14 protein-coding genes are annotated in these 14,334 nt (G+C 35.1%); 6 read left to right on the forward strand and 8 right to left on the reverse strand.

Annotated elements, in window-relative coordinates; all coding sequences use genetic code 11:
- Positions 1 to 247 precede the first annotated feature (247 nt).
- The gene (locus CD29_RS03735; protein ID WP_052123987.1) at positions 248 to 901 is read left to right on the forward strand and encodes a hypothetical protein; all 654 of its coding nucleotides are present in this window, start codon (positions 248 to 250) and stop codon (positions 899 to 901) included.
- 54 nt (positions 902 to 955) lie between these two features.
- Here the strand turns inward: CD29_RS03735 and CD29_RS03740 are convergent, their stop codons facing one another.
- Entirely contained in the window at positions 956 to 1,639 is a 684-nt protein-coding gene (locus CD29_RS03740) for a KinB-signaling pathway activation protein (protein WP_036183025.1), read from the reverse strand.
- Between the two features lie 154 nt (positions 1,640 to 1,793).
- On the opposite strand from CD29_RS03740, the gene gerD reads away from it, so the two are divergent.
- The gene (gerD, locus tag CD29_RS03745) at positions 1,794 to 2,420 is read left to right on the forward strand and encodes a spore germination lipoprotein GerD (RefSeq protein WP_036183028.1); all 627 of its coding nucleotides are present in this window, start codon (positions 1,794 to 1,796) and stop codon (positions 2,418 to 2,420) included.
- Positions 2,421 to 2,456: 36 nt separating this feature from the next.
- Here gerD and CD29_RS03750 read toward each other — a convergent pair whose 3' ends face one another.
- From CD29_RS03750 to CD29_RS03765, 4 genes are all read right to left on the reverse strand, one after another.
- The gene (locus CD29_RS03750; RefSeq protein WP_036183030.1) at positions 2,457 to 3,515 is read right to left on the reverse strand and encodes an Mrp/NBP35 family ATP-binding protein; all 1,059 of its coding nucleotides are present in this window, start codon (positions 3,513 to 3,515) and stop codon (positions 2,457 to 2,459) included.
- Positions 3,516 to 3,657: 142 nt separating this feature from the next.
- Positions 3,658 to 4,371 (reverse strand): N-acetylmuramoyl-L-alanine amidase, encoded by a 714-nt coding sequence (locus CD29_RS03755; protein ID WP_036183032.1) that lies wholly within the window; start codon positions 4,369 to 4,371, stop codon positions 3,658 to 3,660.
- A 190-nt stretch (positions 4,372 to 4,561) separates the two neighbouring features.
- Positions 4,562 to 6,403: an ABC transporter ATP-binding protein gene (locus CD29_RS03760; RefSeq protein ID WP_052123988.1), complete on the reverse strand. Its 1,842-nt coding sequence runs from the start codon at positions 6,401 to 6,403 to the stop codon at positions 4,562 to 4,564.
- Positions 6,396 to 8,135: an ABC transporter ATP-binding protein gene (locus CD29_RS03765; RefSeq protein ID WP_036183033.1), complete on the reverse strand. Its 1,740-nt coding sequence runs from the start codon at positions 8,133 to 8,135 to the stop codon at positions 6,396 to 6,398. The genes CD29_RS03760 and CD29_RS03765 overlap by 8 nt, the downstream gene beginning before the upstream one ends.
- 205 nt (positions 8,136 to 8,340) lie before the next feature.
- On the opposite strand from CD29_RS03765, the gene CD29_RS03770 reads away from it, so the two are divergent.
- From CD29_RS03770 to CD29_RS03785, 4 genes are all read left to right on the forward strand, one after another.
- A complete protein-coding gene (locus CD29_RS03770; protein WP_036183034.1) occupies positions 8,341 to 9,198 on the forward strand; it encodes a carbon-nitrogen hydrolase family protein in 858 nt (285 codons plus the stop codon).
- Positions 9,199 to 9,210: 12 nt separating this feature from the next.
- Complete coding sequence (locus tag CD29_RS03775; RefSeq protein WP_036183038.1) at positions 9,211 to 9,873, forward strand: GNAT family N-acetyltransferase; 663 nt, start codon at positions 9,211 to 9,213, stop codon at positions 9,871 to 9,873.
- Positions 9,874 to 10,012: 139 nt separating this feature from the next.
- Positions 10,013 to 10,348, forward strand: coding sequence for an ArsR/SmtB family transcription factor (locus CD29_RS03780; RefSeq protein WP_328286472.1), 336 nt, complete (start codon positions 10,013 to 10,015; stop codon positions 10,346 to 10,348).
- A gap of 33 nt (positions 10,349 to 10,381) precedes the next feature.
- Positions 10,382 to 11,341: a cation diffusion facilitator family transporter gene (locus tag CD29_RS03785; protein WP_036183040.1), complete on the forward strand. Its 960-nt coding sequence runs from the start codon at positions 10,382 to 10,384 to the stop codon at positions 11,339 to 11,341.
- 85 nt (positions 11,342 to 11,426) lie between these two features.
- On the opposite strand, the gene CD29_RS03790 is transcribed toward CD29_RS03785, so the two are convergent.
- The 3 genes from CD29_RS03790 to CD29_RS03800 all read right to left on the reverse strand — a co-directional run bounded on the left by CD29_RS03790 (position 11,427) and on the right by CD29_RS03800 (position 14,182).
- Entirely contained in the window at positions 11,427 to 12,512 is a 1,086-nt protein-coding gene (locus tag CD29_RS03790; protein ID WP_036183043.1) for a PQQ-dependent sugar dehydrogenase, read from the reverse strand.
- Between the two features lie 68 nt (positions 12,513 to 12,580).
- A complete protein-coding gene (uvsE, locus tag CD29_RS03795; protein ID WP_036183045.1) occupies positions 12,581 to 13,546 on the reverse strand; it encodes a UV DNA damage repair endonuclease UvsE in 966 nt (321 codons plus the stop codon).
- A gap of 378 nt (positions 13,547 to 13,924) precedes the next feature.
- Complete coding sequence (locus CD29_RS03800) at positions 13,925 to 14,182, reverse strand: alpha/beta-type small acid-soluble spore protein (RefSeq protein WP_036183048.1); 258 nt, start codon at positions 14,180 to 14,182, stop codon at positions 13,925 to 13,927.
- Positions 14,183 to 14,334: the final 152 nt, after the last annotated feature.

Here is a 14,334-nt window from a genome sequence, read left to right on the forward strand (position 1 = left end):
ACGTTTAATTCATTAACGTTTTGTTGTTCAGTTTTCAAGGTTCATTTATTTCGTCATCATTCGACAACGACAATTCATATATTAACATTTTGAAAATATGATGTCAATAACTTTTTTTAAATCATCGCCTTTGTTAGCGGCGACTTTTCTATATTAACATCATTAATTCATGAAAGTCAATATAATTTCATAAGTTTTTTAAAGGACAACTTTTTATATTTTAAATTTAATAAAAAGGAGTAAATGAATGATTCGTAAATTTGCATTAGCATTTGCCGTTGCTCTTGTATTATTCTTTTTAGTCTTTCCACAAAGAGAGGCTATTGTTTCTGTGTTCCAAATGTCTGAAGAACCAGTAGTTATAGCTAAAGGAAATTATGGACAATCCATAATAATTGAAGTGTCTTTTTCACATGATGGCTTTCTTGAATGGTTAAACTCGATAAAACAACCTTATCCACTAATAATGGCAAGTGCTGATTGGATTGAACGCTCTTCTAAGTATATGGATATAATTAAGAAAAAGAATATCCCTATAGGGCTACTTGGAGGAGAAGGTGCTAAGGATTATACTACGGAGTTATTCAATAAAGATCTAGCTATTTACGAGAAATATTTAGAAAATAAGCCACTATGGTTCATGACCTCAGATTATAATTATACAGAGGAACTAAAACAAACTATATTTAATGAACACGTAAACATGCTAACACCTTCAGTTATTTATATAGAGGGTGAAAACTTTAAGAGTGAAAAAGGCGATATAATATCCATTCCATTACACGAAAATTCTTCGTCTAATTTTGAATCAATATCGAAGTTTTTAAACTCACAAAAATTTGTATCAATTGAAGAAAATATTTTTGGGTACTCTATTAAATCTAAGAAAATGCCTGAATAATACGAAAAGGACTAGTACATGGAATTATGTACTAGTCCTTTTCTATTTTTTTGATTATGCTTTTGCTTTTTGCTTAGCTTCAAGTTTACGTGCTTTTCTACGTTCCTCTAATCTTCTTCGATCCTCATCAGATTTAGCATTATATTTTGGTAATGCTAACAATTGGTATGCATTAACTACAACAAGTGGGAATAATAACAGTGCAACATATGTATCAATATTACCTTGTCTACCCATTAATGCGATGATCCACTCTAACGATGTAACAACAATCATAAAGAATAAAGAAGAAACGAGGATATGTTTCTTATTTGTTAATTGTACTTTTTTTACCGCTGTTGCAATTGACGCAGAAATTAAAAAGATAAGTAATCCACCATAGAATAACCAATCTTGAAAACCTTTTGCACTAGGTGCAAATCGGAAAACAATTAAATCAAAAATAACAAATGCAATTAATAAAGCTTGAACCCAGTTCCATAAAGTTAATGTACGAAAAATTCCTACACCTACTTGGTGCAATGTTAAATAAGCAAAGTATCCTGCTTGTGCAATAACGCTCATTGTAACGCCTAATAGAATCATCCAGCTAAATGCAGCTATAAATTCACCAATTTCACCTGCTGCTAAATATGGTTGAAAGAAGTTCCATCTTATGAAAATACCAGCAACACCTGTAACGATGCCACCGATGAGTATGCACATGAAGAAAAATTTAATCCAATTTCGTATTGTCACGATGAGCCCGTCCCCTTTTTTCAAATAGTCCTTGTATATTTTAACAACCGTTTGTAAAAAAAGCTAATCCATGTAAACAAACGTATACATATTCTTTTTCAAAATGTGAACAATAAATGAAAGAGAGCCTTTAAACGAAAGGACTGAACATTCAATGTTAAAACGATCACTATCCCTTATATTTGTAGTGCTTTTTCTTGCAAGCTGTTCTGATGCTCCAAATCAAACGATGTCTTATGATGAAATAAAGAAAATAATGATTGATTCGATTCAGACAGAGGATGGTAAGAAAGCACTTAGGCAGCTTCTGGAAGACCCTAGTATTCGTGATTTAGTTGTACTTGAACATGATCAAGTAGAAACTGCAATAAAAGACACTTTATTATCTGAAGAAGCTAAGGAGTTTTGGAAAAAACAGTTTGAAGATCCTAAATTTAAAGAATCAATTGCGAAGAGTATGAAGGAACAGCAAACCGATATTATGAAGGACCTTATTAAAAATGCTACTTTCCAAGAAGATTTAGTTAAATTCTTCGGACAGCCCGAAATGCAAAAACAATTAGAAACCATTCTTAAGAGCAGTACTCTCAGAAAGCAAATGGAAGAGGTTGTTATGCAAACAATAGAAGACCCTTTACTTCAAACGAAATGGCAAGATTTGATTAAAAAATCAGGTGAGGGAACTTCTAAGAGTAGTAAAGAAGGTGAAGGCGGCGGCGAGTCCAAAGGTGCCGATGAAGGCAGTGGCGGCGGGGACGGCAGCGGCGGTTCTGGAGGTTAAAAAAAAAGCGGATTGCGTAAACAATCCGCTTTTTTGTTATTTTTCTAATTGATTTACAACACTTTTAGCAATTTCTAGATAGATTTTTCCTGTTGAATGCTCTGTATCATAAACTGAAGGAGCAAAATCCTCTTTTGTCCAATCAGGTTGTCCTAGAGGGACTTGTCCTAATAACTCTGTACGCAATTCATCCGCAAGTTTAGGTCCTCCACCTTTACCGAAGACGTATTCTTTTTCTCCTGTAACTTTTGACTCAAACCATGACATATTTTCAATAACACCAAGGATGTCATGATTTGTTTGTAAAGCCATTGCCCCTGCACGTGCTGCTACAAATGCTGCTGTTGGATGTGGTGTAGTGACAATAATTTCTTTAGATGTAGGTAGTGCTTGGTGAATATCAAGTGCTACGTCACCTGTACCTGGTGGTAAATCTAATAATAAATAATCAAGGTCTCCCCACTCAACATCACGGAAGAACTGATCTAATACTTTACCAAGCATTGGTCCGCGCCAAACAATAGGAGCATTATTTTCAACAAAGAATCCCATTGAAATAACTTTTACTCCTAAACGGTCTACAGGATAAATACGATCTTCTTTTACAACAGGCATCTCTTGTATACCCATCATGTCTGGAACACTAAATCCATAAATATCCGCATCAATTAGGCCAACTTTTTTACCTAATCGAGCAAGCGCAACCGCTAAGTTTACGGAAACAGTAGATTTTCCTACGCCACCTTTTCCTGATGCAATAGCAATAACTTGAACTGTAGATAGCGGTGACAATATATCATGAGCTTCAGAAGCTGTTGCTTTTCCACGGAAACTTTCTAGAACCTCAGTAGTTAATTCTTCAAATCGAATTCCTACAGTAGATGCCCCTGCTTCTTTTAATACTTCTACAACCTTCATTTGTAATTGCATTTGCTCTGGTGTATTTGTTTTTGCAATTGCAATTTTAACGCTCACGTGTTGTTTTTCTTCTTTTATACTTACATTCAGAACCCCGTTTGTCTGTTCTAATGTTTTATGTAAAAATGGGTCTTCAAGTTTCCCTAGTATTTCTCTAACTTGTTGTTCGTTTATCAAGTCCAACACCCCTATATTCTAATGTAATTTTAGTATAGCATAGTGGTTAGTGAAAACTTAGTGAAAATGATTGCGTTTCCAATTAGAATATAGGCAAAAAAAGAAGCCATCCACTGTTACATTTGTGAATGGCTAACTTTTTTTACTCAAATTCAATATTCACGTAATTTTCAATCCCATTGACAATGGCACTAGCCATTTTCTCTTGGTATTTCTCGTCTGCTAATAAATCACGTTCTTCATTATTACTTAAGAATCCTGTTTCAATAAGTACAGCCGGAACATCTGCCTTTTTCAGTAAATAGATTTGCTTTATTGCCAAAGCTTCACGGTCCGTATTTTGTAAAGTGTTTTTAATAGAATCTTGAACTGACTTTGCTAACATTTCACTATTTGGGTGTCCCGTTTGATGGTAGAAAACTTGTGCGCCTCTCCATTTATCTTCTGGAATGGCATTTGCATGGATAGTAATAAAAATGTCTGGTTGGTTCGATTTCACGATTTCTTCACGCAAAAAGATATCCTGTTTTTTACGCTCTCTTAAAGTGGCAAATTCCTCACTCGGTTTATGCTCGTCCAGCACATCTCCGTCAGTCGATCTTGTCATTATAACCTCTGCACCCATACGCTTTAATTGGTGTTCAACCTTTTTTGCAATTGCAAGTGTAATCTTACTTTCGATTACAGCTTGAGAAGAAGCACCACCATCAACACCACCATGCCCTGCATCAACGACAATTTTTACCCCGCCTAATGGTTCAGGTAGGAAAAACTTTCTGTCAGATGCGCTTGTCTCATATACAACCACCGCTAAACAAACTAATAAAATAACAATTAGTGCAAGCCAACGCTTCAAACTATAACACCGCCTTTTGCAACCTTTTGCACTACTATACGCTTGAAAAAGGGCTTGTATGCGTAAAGTTTTGATTATGAAATAATAGAAAATATATTCATATCTTTTAAAAATTTAACCCTATTATCTTTAGTTTTTATTCTAAAAGTTAAAAGCTGTCCACCTTATTATAGATGGACAGCAAGTGAGTTTATTCTTGGATATGAAGTTGGTTTTGTAAGTTAGCATAGAATCCTTGTTTGTTCATCAAGGATTCGTGATTGCCTTCTTCTAGTATAGAACCATCTTTAATGACTAAGATTTTATCTGCATTTTCTATTGTTTTTAATCGGTGAGCGATGACGAAACTTGTGCGACCGTTCATTAGATTATTTAACCCTTTTTGAATATGAACTTCTGTCATTGTATCTACACTGGAAGTAGCTTCGTCTAAGATTAGAATATCAGGGTCTTCCAAAATAGCCCGCGCAATTGCTATTAACTGACGTTGCCCTTGACTTAAATTCATACCACCTGAAACAAGCATCGTTTCGTAACGCTTCGGTAAATACTTGATAAAGTTGTGTGCATAAGCTATTTTTGCCGCTTGCTCTACTTCTTCGTCTGTGGCGTCGAGTTTTCCGTATCGAATATTATCCCGTACAGTTCCAGAGAATAAATAAGTATCTTGCAGAACTACTCCTATATGGTCTCGTAAGTTTTCCAGTCGATAGTTTTTAATATTAATACCATCAATGAGAATCTCACCATTCGATACATCATAAAAACGATTTAACAATTGAATAATTGTCGTCTTACCAGATCCAGTCGGGCCAACAAGAGCTATTGTTTCTCCAGCTTTTGCTTTAAATGAAATATTATGAAGTACATACTTTTCTTTGTTGTATTGAAAAGCTACTTTCCTAAATTCCACATTCCCATTAAACTTCTGTTTTGAAGTAGCATTTTCAAGATCTTTTGGTTCTTCTTCTTCATCAATAATTTCAAAAACTCTCTCTGCACCAGCGATAGCAGATTGGAATGTGTTAAATAAGTTTGAGAGCTGATTTATTGGACGTAAAAACTGTCTTGAATAAGTAATAAATGAAGCAATTACACCAATGGTAACTAAATTATTAATGGACATTAATGCCCCAACTCCTACAACGATTCCTATTCCTAACGTGTTTATGAAGTTATTAACTGGTCCCATTAGCCCTGTGACAATTTCAGCACGCATGGCTGATTTTCTTAAATTTTCATTTGCAATATTAAACTGCTCTATTGTTTGTCTTTCTTTTCCGAACAATGTTGTAATATCTGAGTTTGAAATTGTTTCAGCAACAAATCCATTTAAACTACCTAAATCTCTTTGTTTTGCTTTATAGTTTTTACTACTTCGTTTGATGATTTGTTTTGCGGACCATAGAATACATGGGATGATAAGCATCGTTACAATTGCGAGTATCCAATTTAAGTAAAACATTGCTATAGCAGAACCAATAACAGTTAATATTGTAGATATAATTTGGACAACACTTTGTGATAGAGCAGCATTTAAATTTTCTATATCATTTGTCATTCGACTCATTAAATCGCCTTGTTGTCGTTTATCGAAAATTGATAATGGCAACAACTGAAACTTTTCAAATAAATGTTGTCGAAGTTTCCAGATCGTTTTTTGGGACACACGAATCATCACAAAGGTTTGCATCCATGTCAAAATAGCACCTGCGACATAGATAGCAGCAAGTAGAAGTACCATCCGAATAGTACCGTCTATATCATTTACTAATATATATTTATCTATAATAACCCCGATTAATAATGGACCAAGTAAACTTAATATAGTAGAGAAAACTACGTAAATAACAGCGCTAATTAACCCTAGTCGTTCATTTTTCAAATAAGTCCATATACGTTTAATTGTTCCCTTTTGATCTTTTGCTTTTTCTGCCGGGCCATTAAATCGACCACCAGGATGCCTTAAAACATTCCGTGCTTCCGGTGGTCTTCCATTTTGTGTAGTTGGAGGTTGTACTGAATTAGTCATCAAGCGTTCCTCCTTTAACAAGTTGCGTTTCTACAATCTCTTGATATGCCTTATTATTTTCCATCAAGTCGTCATGAGACCCGTGACCTACAATATATCCATCTTCTAAGACAAGGATTTGATCCGCATGACGAATCGAAGATATTTTAGACGAAACAATAAATTTTGTGCTTTCTTTAAAGTTATCTATTATTGCCTTTTGTATTTTGCTTTCAGAAATGCTGTCTACAGCAGAAGTTGTATCATCTAATATTAATATCGCAGGTTTCCTTACAAAAGCGCGTGCCATTGCCAGTCGTTGTTTTTGCCCACCAGACAAATTGGTTGCCCCTTGTGTGATAATATGCTTTTCCTTTGCTTCGAGTTTTTCTACAAATTCATAGGCTTGAGAAGATTGTAAAGACTCGATAATCTCATCAATATTCGCATCATCTTTTCCGTATTTCACATTTTCCTCAATCGTTTTTGAAAATAGGGTTGCTCTTTGAGGTGCAAAAGCAATTGCACCACGCAATGTTTGTATATCGATCTTCTTGATCGACATGCCATCTATACGAATTTCACCTTTAGAAACTTCAAATAATCTTGGAATTAATTTTACTAAGGTAGATTTGCCGCTACCTGTAGCACCAATAATACCGATCGTCTCCCCGGGAAGTGCTTTAAATGAAATATTTTTTAAAACTGGCTCGTTTTCTTCATTGTAAGCAAAACTAACTCCAACAAACTCTACTTCACCTTTTAGTGGAGTAGTTTCTACACTTCTTGCACTTTTAATTTCTGGTGTTTCTTCTAACACTTCAACGATTCGATTGGCACTTGGAATGGCGCGTGCTATATTCATTAAAACTGCTGAAGAACTCATAAGGCCACCCATAATCATCATTAGATAGTTAATAAAAGCTACAATCACCCCTACTTGGATTGTCCCATTATCTACCTTTATAGCCCCTTGCCACAGGGCGATGATAATCCCTATATTTACAACGAACATTGTTAATGGACCTAAAATACCAATAATTTGACCCGCTTTTATATTTCTTTGCATTAATGATCCATTTACTGATGTAAATTGGGCAATTTGATGCTGTTTACGATTATAAGCTTTTACAACTCTTATACCAGCTAAATTTTCCTGTACTTTCGTGTTTACCTGGTCAATGGCTTCTTGAACTTTTAAAAATAACTTTCCAGATATTTTCGTAAAGAAGTATATCGAAAAAGCTAAGATTGGCACTACGAACAACAGAACAGGAAAAAGCTCTCGGGCAGTGAAAAAGACAATGATGACTGCACCAATGAATGTTAAAGGTCCACGAACAAATATCTTTAGGAGCATTGTTAGCGCTCGTTGCAGTGACTCGACATCGCTAGTAATGTTAGTTATTAATTTCCCAAGAGTAAAATGGTCTTTATTACGACTTGAAAAATATGTAATAGTTTCGTATAAATCTTTTCTTATGTCCGTAGCAAAATTGACTGCCGATTTTGTCGCATAGATAGAACAGCCTACACCACCGATTAAACCGATTATTGCGCAAAGAATCATTAAACCGAACATTGTCGCTACGTATTCAGTGTCATTATTTGCAATTCCATCATCAATAATATGTTGCATAATCGTTGGTTGTAATAAATCCATTGCCACCTCTAATACCATCATTAAGGGGGCAATAATAGTAAAGAACATATATGGCTTTAAATATTTTGTGAGTTTAATTGCAGATCGCATCTTTTACGCCTCTTCCTAACAGTTTTGTATGCATTTGTATACGCAGTAAGCAATACATACTTGGATTTGAAAACAGTAAAAATTAATTAGTTTCTTATTCTATTATAAGAATGAAATCTTGGATTGATATTGTATAGTAAATCATTTCAAAATTCTACCTGTTATATGCTACGATAAACAAAATTAGGAAATTAGGAGGTATTGTATGAAAATCCGTGTTTCAGCAGTGCAATATCATTTACATACCATTGAAAGATTTGAGGACTTTGCAAATCAATGTGAGCACTATATAAAAGCTGCTCTTGAATTTGAAACTGAGTTTATTTTATTCCCTGAGTTTTTCACAACACAACTGTTATCTATTAAAGGAGAGAATGGGGAATCTTTAACAATCAATGATTTACCATCATTTACAGAACAGTATGTTGATACATTTACAAATTTCGCTAAGCAATATAATGTTCATATTATTGCTGGTACACATGTTGTAAATGTAGAAGGAAAACTTCGCAATCGAGCACATCTATTTTACCCTAATGGAAATGTTGTAACCCAAGATAAACTCCATATTACACCAACAGAAGTGCATGAATGGAATATGTCAAAAGGGGATGGCCTAGAAGTTTTTGATACAGATAAAGGTAGAATTGCCCTTCTTACTTGTTACGATATCGAATTCCCTGAGATCGTACGAATGGCTAAAGCAAAAGGAGCAGATGTTATCTTCTGTCCTTCTTGTACAGACGATCGCCATGGTTTCCATCGCGTTCGTTATACAAGCCATGCCCGCGCAATCGAAAACCAAGTATACGTTGTCCTAACTGGTACAGTGGGGGCTCTGCCAACAGTAGACTTTATGCGCATGAACTTTGGGCAAGCTGCAATTATTACACCAAATGATGTACCTTTCCCTCCAAAAGGGTTGCTAGCTGAAGGTGAAATTAATAACGATATGTTAGTTACTGCTGACCTTGACCTTGACTTATTATATCAAGTACGTGAAAAAGGATCTGTTACAACTTGGAGAGACAGACGAACTGATCTTTATACAGATTGGAAATAAGGGGGTTTACCTTTGTATCGAAGTGAACAGTTACTCTTTTCTAATGGAAAACCTGTCCGGATTATTATAAGGAATTATGAAACAAAGGATTTTGATCAACTGATTGAAATTCAATCTGAATGTTTTCCTCCACCATTCCCTTCTGAGCTTTGGTGGAATAAGGAACAGTTAACGAATCATGTGTCACTTTTTCCGCAAGGGACACTCTGTATTGAAATAGACGGGAAGATTGTTAGCTCCTTAACAGGATTGTGCGTGGATTTTGATCCTGAACATCCAAATCATTCGTGGGCAGAAGCAACTGACAACGGCTATATTAAAAACCACGATCCTAATGGTAATACACTTTACATTGTAGATATTAGTGTAAGGCCTTCTTATCGCTCTTTAGGACTAGGGAAAATTATGATGCAGTCTATGTATCAAATTGTCATTGAACTAGGATTAGACCGTTTACTTGGTGGCGGACGAATGCCTGGTTACCAAAGAGTCGCATCAGAAATGACTGCAAAAGAATATGTCGATGCTATACTAGCTGGTAAAATCCATGATCCTGTCATTTCATTTTTACTGAGAGCAGGTCGAATGCCAATTGCGGTTGTAGAAGACTATTTAGATGATGAAGAATCATTAAATTACGGTGTTTTGATGGAATGGAAAAATCCATTTAAATAATTTACCAAAAGTACTTATTCTCTTTAAGAGAAAAGGTACTTTTTATTTTTCAAATTTTATTGACACTTTCTCAAAATTCACATATACATAATATATGAACATATGCTCATATACGAAAAGAAAGGTTAAGGTGATGAATTTGAGCCAAGATACAACTAAAGACGATGTACTTCGTGAACCTATTATAGATTTAGATGATGAGACATTATTTGTCGTCTCACAAACCTTTAAAGCCTTATGTGATCCAACAAGAATTCGGATTCTAAATTTTCTTTGCTCGGAAGAACATTCTGTTAATGAGATTGCAGAAAAGCTTAACTTAAGCCAATCTTCTGTTTCACACCAGCTAAGATTTTTAAAGAACCTACGTCTTGTGAAATTTAGAAGAGAAGGTACAACGCTTTATTACTCAAATGATGATGATCATATTATGAATTTGCTTCAGCAAGCCATCGATCATGCGACACATACTTAGTTGAGATATTATTAAAGAACGGGGGCAAAAACCATGGGTACACATCACCATAATCATAGTCACCATGATCACACACATGGTGCAAATAAAAAAGTTTTGCTAATTTCGTTTATCATTATTACTGCCTATATGATCGTAGAAGCGATTGGAGGGTTTGTAACCAATAGCCTTGCCTTACTCTCTGATGCTGGCCATATGTTAAGTGATTCGGTTGCACTTGGTATAGCACTCTTTGCATTTATTTTAGGAGAAAAAGCTGCCAATCAACGAAAAACCTTTGGATATAAACGTTTTGAGATTTTAGCAGCTGTTTTAAACGGAGTTACTTTAATGCTCATTGCTGGGTTTATTTTCTATGAAGCCATTGATCGTTTTGCTAACCCACCGGAGGTTGCTACAACAGGGATGCTCATCATTAGTTCTATAGGGCTTTTTGTTAATATTCTTGTTGCATGGATTATGCATCGTGGTGGCGATACAGAAGAAAACCTTAATATGCGGGGTGCGTACTTACACGTATTGGGTGATATGCTCGGTTCAGTTGGAGCTATTATTGCCGCGCTACTAATGATGTTCTACGGATTTGGCTGGGCAGATCCACTAGCAAGTGTTATCGTGGCAGCGCTCGTTTTGCGCAGTGGTTTTTATGTTACAAAATCAGCGGTGAATGTTTTAATGGAGGGTACACCTGAAAACACAAATGTAGATGATGTGATTCAAACTATTCAAAAAACAGATGGAATCATTAGTATCCATGATTTACACATATGGAGTATTACTAGTGGTTTAAATGCATTGTCTTGTCATGCAGTAGTTATTGATTCGATGACCATTGCTGAAAGTGAAGATATGCTTCGAAAAATTGAACATGACCTGTTACATCTAGGTATTCAACACGTTACCATTCAACTTGAAACAACCGCGCACACACATGATGAATCGATCCTCTGCCAAATTAAAGGGGAAACAGGTCATCACCATCATCATCATTAAAGATTGAGTGAATTCCTTCTGAGTTCACTTTTTTATTTATTCAAATAAGCTCCTTTCAATATTGTGAAAAGAGCTTGATATCCAATCATTCATTTATTAGTGAAAGGCGATATAATTTGTCGTCATTTTGTTCAGGGTTTCCTCGCCCATCTGTATTGTTAGTAACAAAATATAGATTATCATCTTCTATGAACACATCACGAATTCTACCTAAACCTGTTACAAACTGCCTTTGTTCACCTGTTTCTAGATTAAATTCTATAATTGCATTTCCCCTCAGTGCAGCAACATACAATTTAGCATTGTAATTGGCCATTCCTGAAGGCGCCCATGTATTATTTCTCCCTGAAGTAAAGATTGGTGTTACCATTCCTTCTCTTTCTTCAAAACCTTCAATTTCTGGCCAACCATAATTTAAACCAGATTCGATTTTGTTAATCTCATCATTTGCTCTATTTCCGTGTTCACTTGCATACATCGTTCCATCAAGTGCCCATGTTATTCCTTGGGGATTACGGTGTCCATAGCTATAAGTGTAAGAGTTTGGATATGGATTATCAGTTGGAATTGTTCCATCTAAATTCATTCTCAAAATTTTACCAGCTAAAGAATTCAAGTTCTGCGCTAAAGAAGTTTGTGATGCATCTCCTGCAGTGGCATAGAGCTTCCCGTCAGGACCTATTTTTAGTCTTCCTCCATGGTGAAAGTTACCACTTGGTATTTTATCAAGAAGTACACTTTCTTCTGTCCATACATTATTTTCTAAAATTAGTGTTACAATACGATTAAATCTACCTGCTTGATCTTCATAAGTGTAATAAGCATAAGCTCTATTAAAATCCTTGAAATCTGGCGCAAGTGTAAAACCCATTAAACCTGCCTCAGCTGATTGAGAGAGTTGCTTATTGAGTTCTACCTTTTGGCGAACAGCTTGCCCACCTTCAATTTTAGTTATTGTTCCTGGACGCTCTGTTATATAAATTGTGTCGTTTATCTTATTTATTGACCATGGTGTATTTAAATTTTGCGCAATGACCACTGGCTTTTCTGTAATTTTTGATACTTCAATGATCGGGTCCGTACTCTGTTCTACTATGACCTCTGGCTCTGGGGGATTACAACCTGCTACTACAAGTACTAGCAAAAATGATAAAATGAAAACTTTCCTCAACAAAACCACTTCCCATTTTGTTATATTTGCAACAGTCTATCGCATATTTCCTTTACTTTCAAAAATAACTATTTTATATAAAAGCTAGAACCATCAATGATTTCAACATCTTCCCTTTTCCGGATATCCTCCATTAAGGTAAAAAGCGCTGCGTCCTTCTTTTTTGCTTCTATCATACAATGGATTTCTTGAACTGTTCCCTTAATCTCATTTAGAAATGTAAAGAACATATTAACATCAACATAATCCGAATGATGACGGAACTCTGATTCACTTTTTGGGCTTGAAATATGCATCTTAATCGGAAGTGTTGAATCTTTCCAAGTTGCGACTACCCTCTCCCAATTTCCTTCCCAGTTGTCATTGTGATGGTGGGCAAGATGATGATGATAGTCAAACACGAGTGGTATCCCTAATTTTTCACATAAATATAAGGTATCATCTAGAGTAAACGATGTATCATCATTTTCAAGAATTATCATCTTCTGAATACCCCTTGGAATATCCATCCAATTTTCTATAAAGCGCTCCAGTGATTGCTCTGTATCATTGTAATTACCACCAACATGAAGGACACATCGATGAGATGGGTTTATCTTCATGCCTTTTAACAGTAAGTAGTGCATTTTCAGTGTTTTTAGGGAGTTCTTCAGCACACCTGAATCTGAAGAATTTAAAACAACAAAATGATCGGGATGAAAATCTAATCTCATCTTATGTTCGTTGGCAAACTCACCTATCTCTTGCAACTTTTCCTTTAGTGGTTTCATATAATCCCAATCTAGAAGTACTTCATGATTTGCAAGGGGTATCAATCTAGAAGTTAGGCGATAAAAATGAATTTCACTAAATGCATTATGTTTTAATAGCCTATGTGTATTTTCTAAATTAGAAAGTGCAATCCGCTCTAGTTTCCTTATTGCAGCTTCACGATCTGCAAGTTTCTGAAATGCAGTATAAGTCATTGTTTTTGATGGAGAAGCATTTTTTAATTCCATACTCATTGCAACGTATCCTAATCGTACAATTGTCATCATTTCCACCTCTAGGCTAGTATAGGAAAACTTTGAATGTAGTAGTCACTTGTTTTAATTTCTAAGTAAAAAAGACTCTCCTTTATGGAAGAGTCTTTTCTATTTTGTTGAAACATTACTCGTTTTGTACTGCACCTTCTTCTGATACATTAACACTCTTTTGAACTTCTTTATTTTTATCAATCCTTATCAACCGTTATTTTATGGAACGGTTAAGAATGTATGAATTACAACAAATTAATCTTAGTGTAGAACCAGTTTTAATGAAGTTAAAAGATAATCCCATTTCCAAAGTTGCATTACAATTTGGAATCAGATGACTTAAATTCGTATGAAAGGGTTCGTCTAATTTTGAGACGAACCCTAAAAAGGAAAAATCTATTTTTTACTTAAGTTTTCTTGAGCCATTTTTACAAGCTCTTTTACCATATTTCCACCTAATCTTCCGCCAACTTTACCCGCTTCCTCGGAAGTAAGTTTTCCGTTATATCCATTGTTTAACGGTACACCTATTTCTTTTGCAATTTCATACTTCGCTTGCTCAGGGTCATTTGTACCAGCAACTTTTGCTTTTAATTGATCTAGTCCTTGTCGTGCTTCTGGAACTAGAATTTTATTCTTATTTCTGCGTGACATAGATTTCCCTCCTTTTCAATTATAATGTCCTAAAGGAGACAAAAAAATGTTATGTATTTAAATCGGTGCAGTGAGAATCTTCCTATTTAAATATTAAAATACATATAAAAGTATGGTAATATATTTGAGTGAATTCTATTGGACTATTCATC

The sequence above is a fragment of the Ureibacillus manganicus DSM 26584 genome, assembly GCF_000772945.1.
GTDB lineage: Bacteria > Bacillota > Bacilli > Bacillales_A > Planococcaceae > Ureibacillus > Ureibacillus manganicus.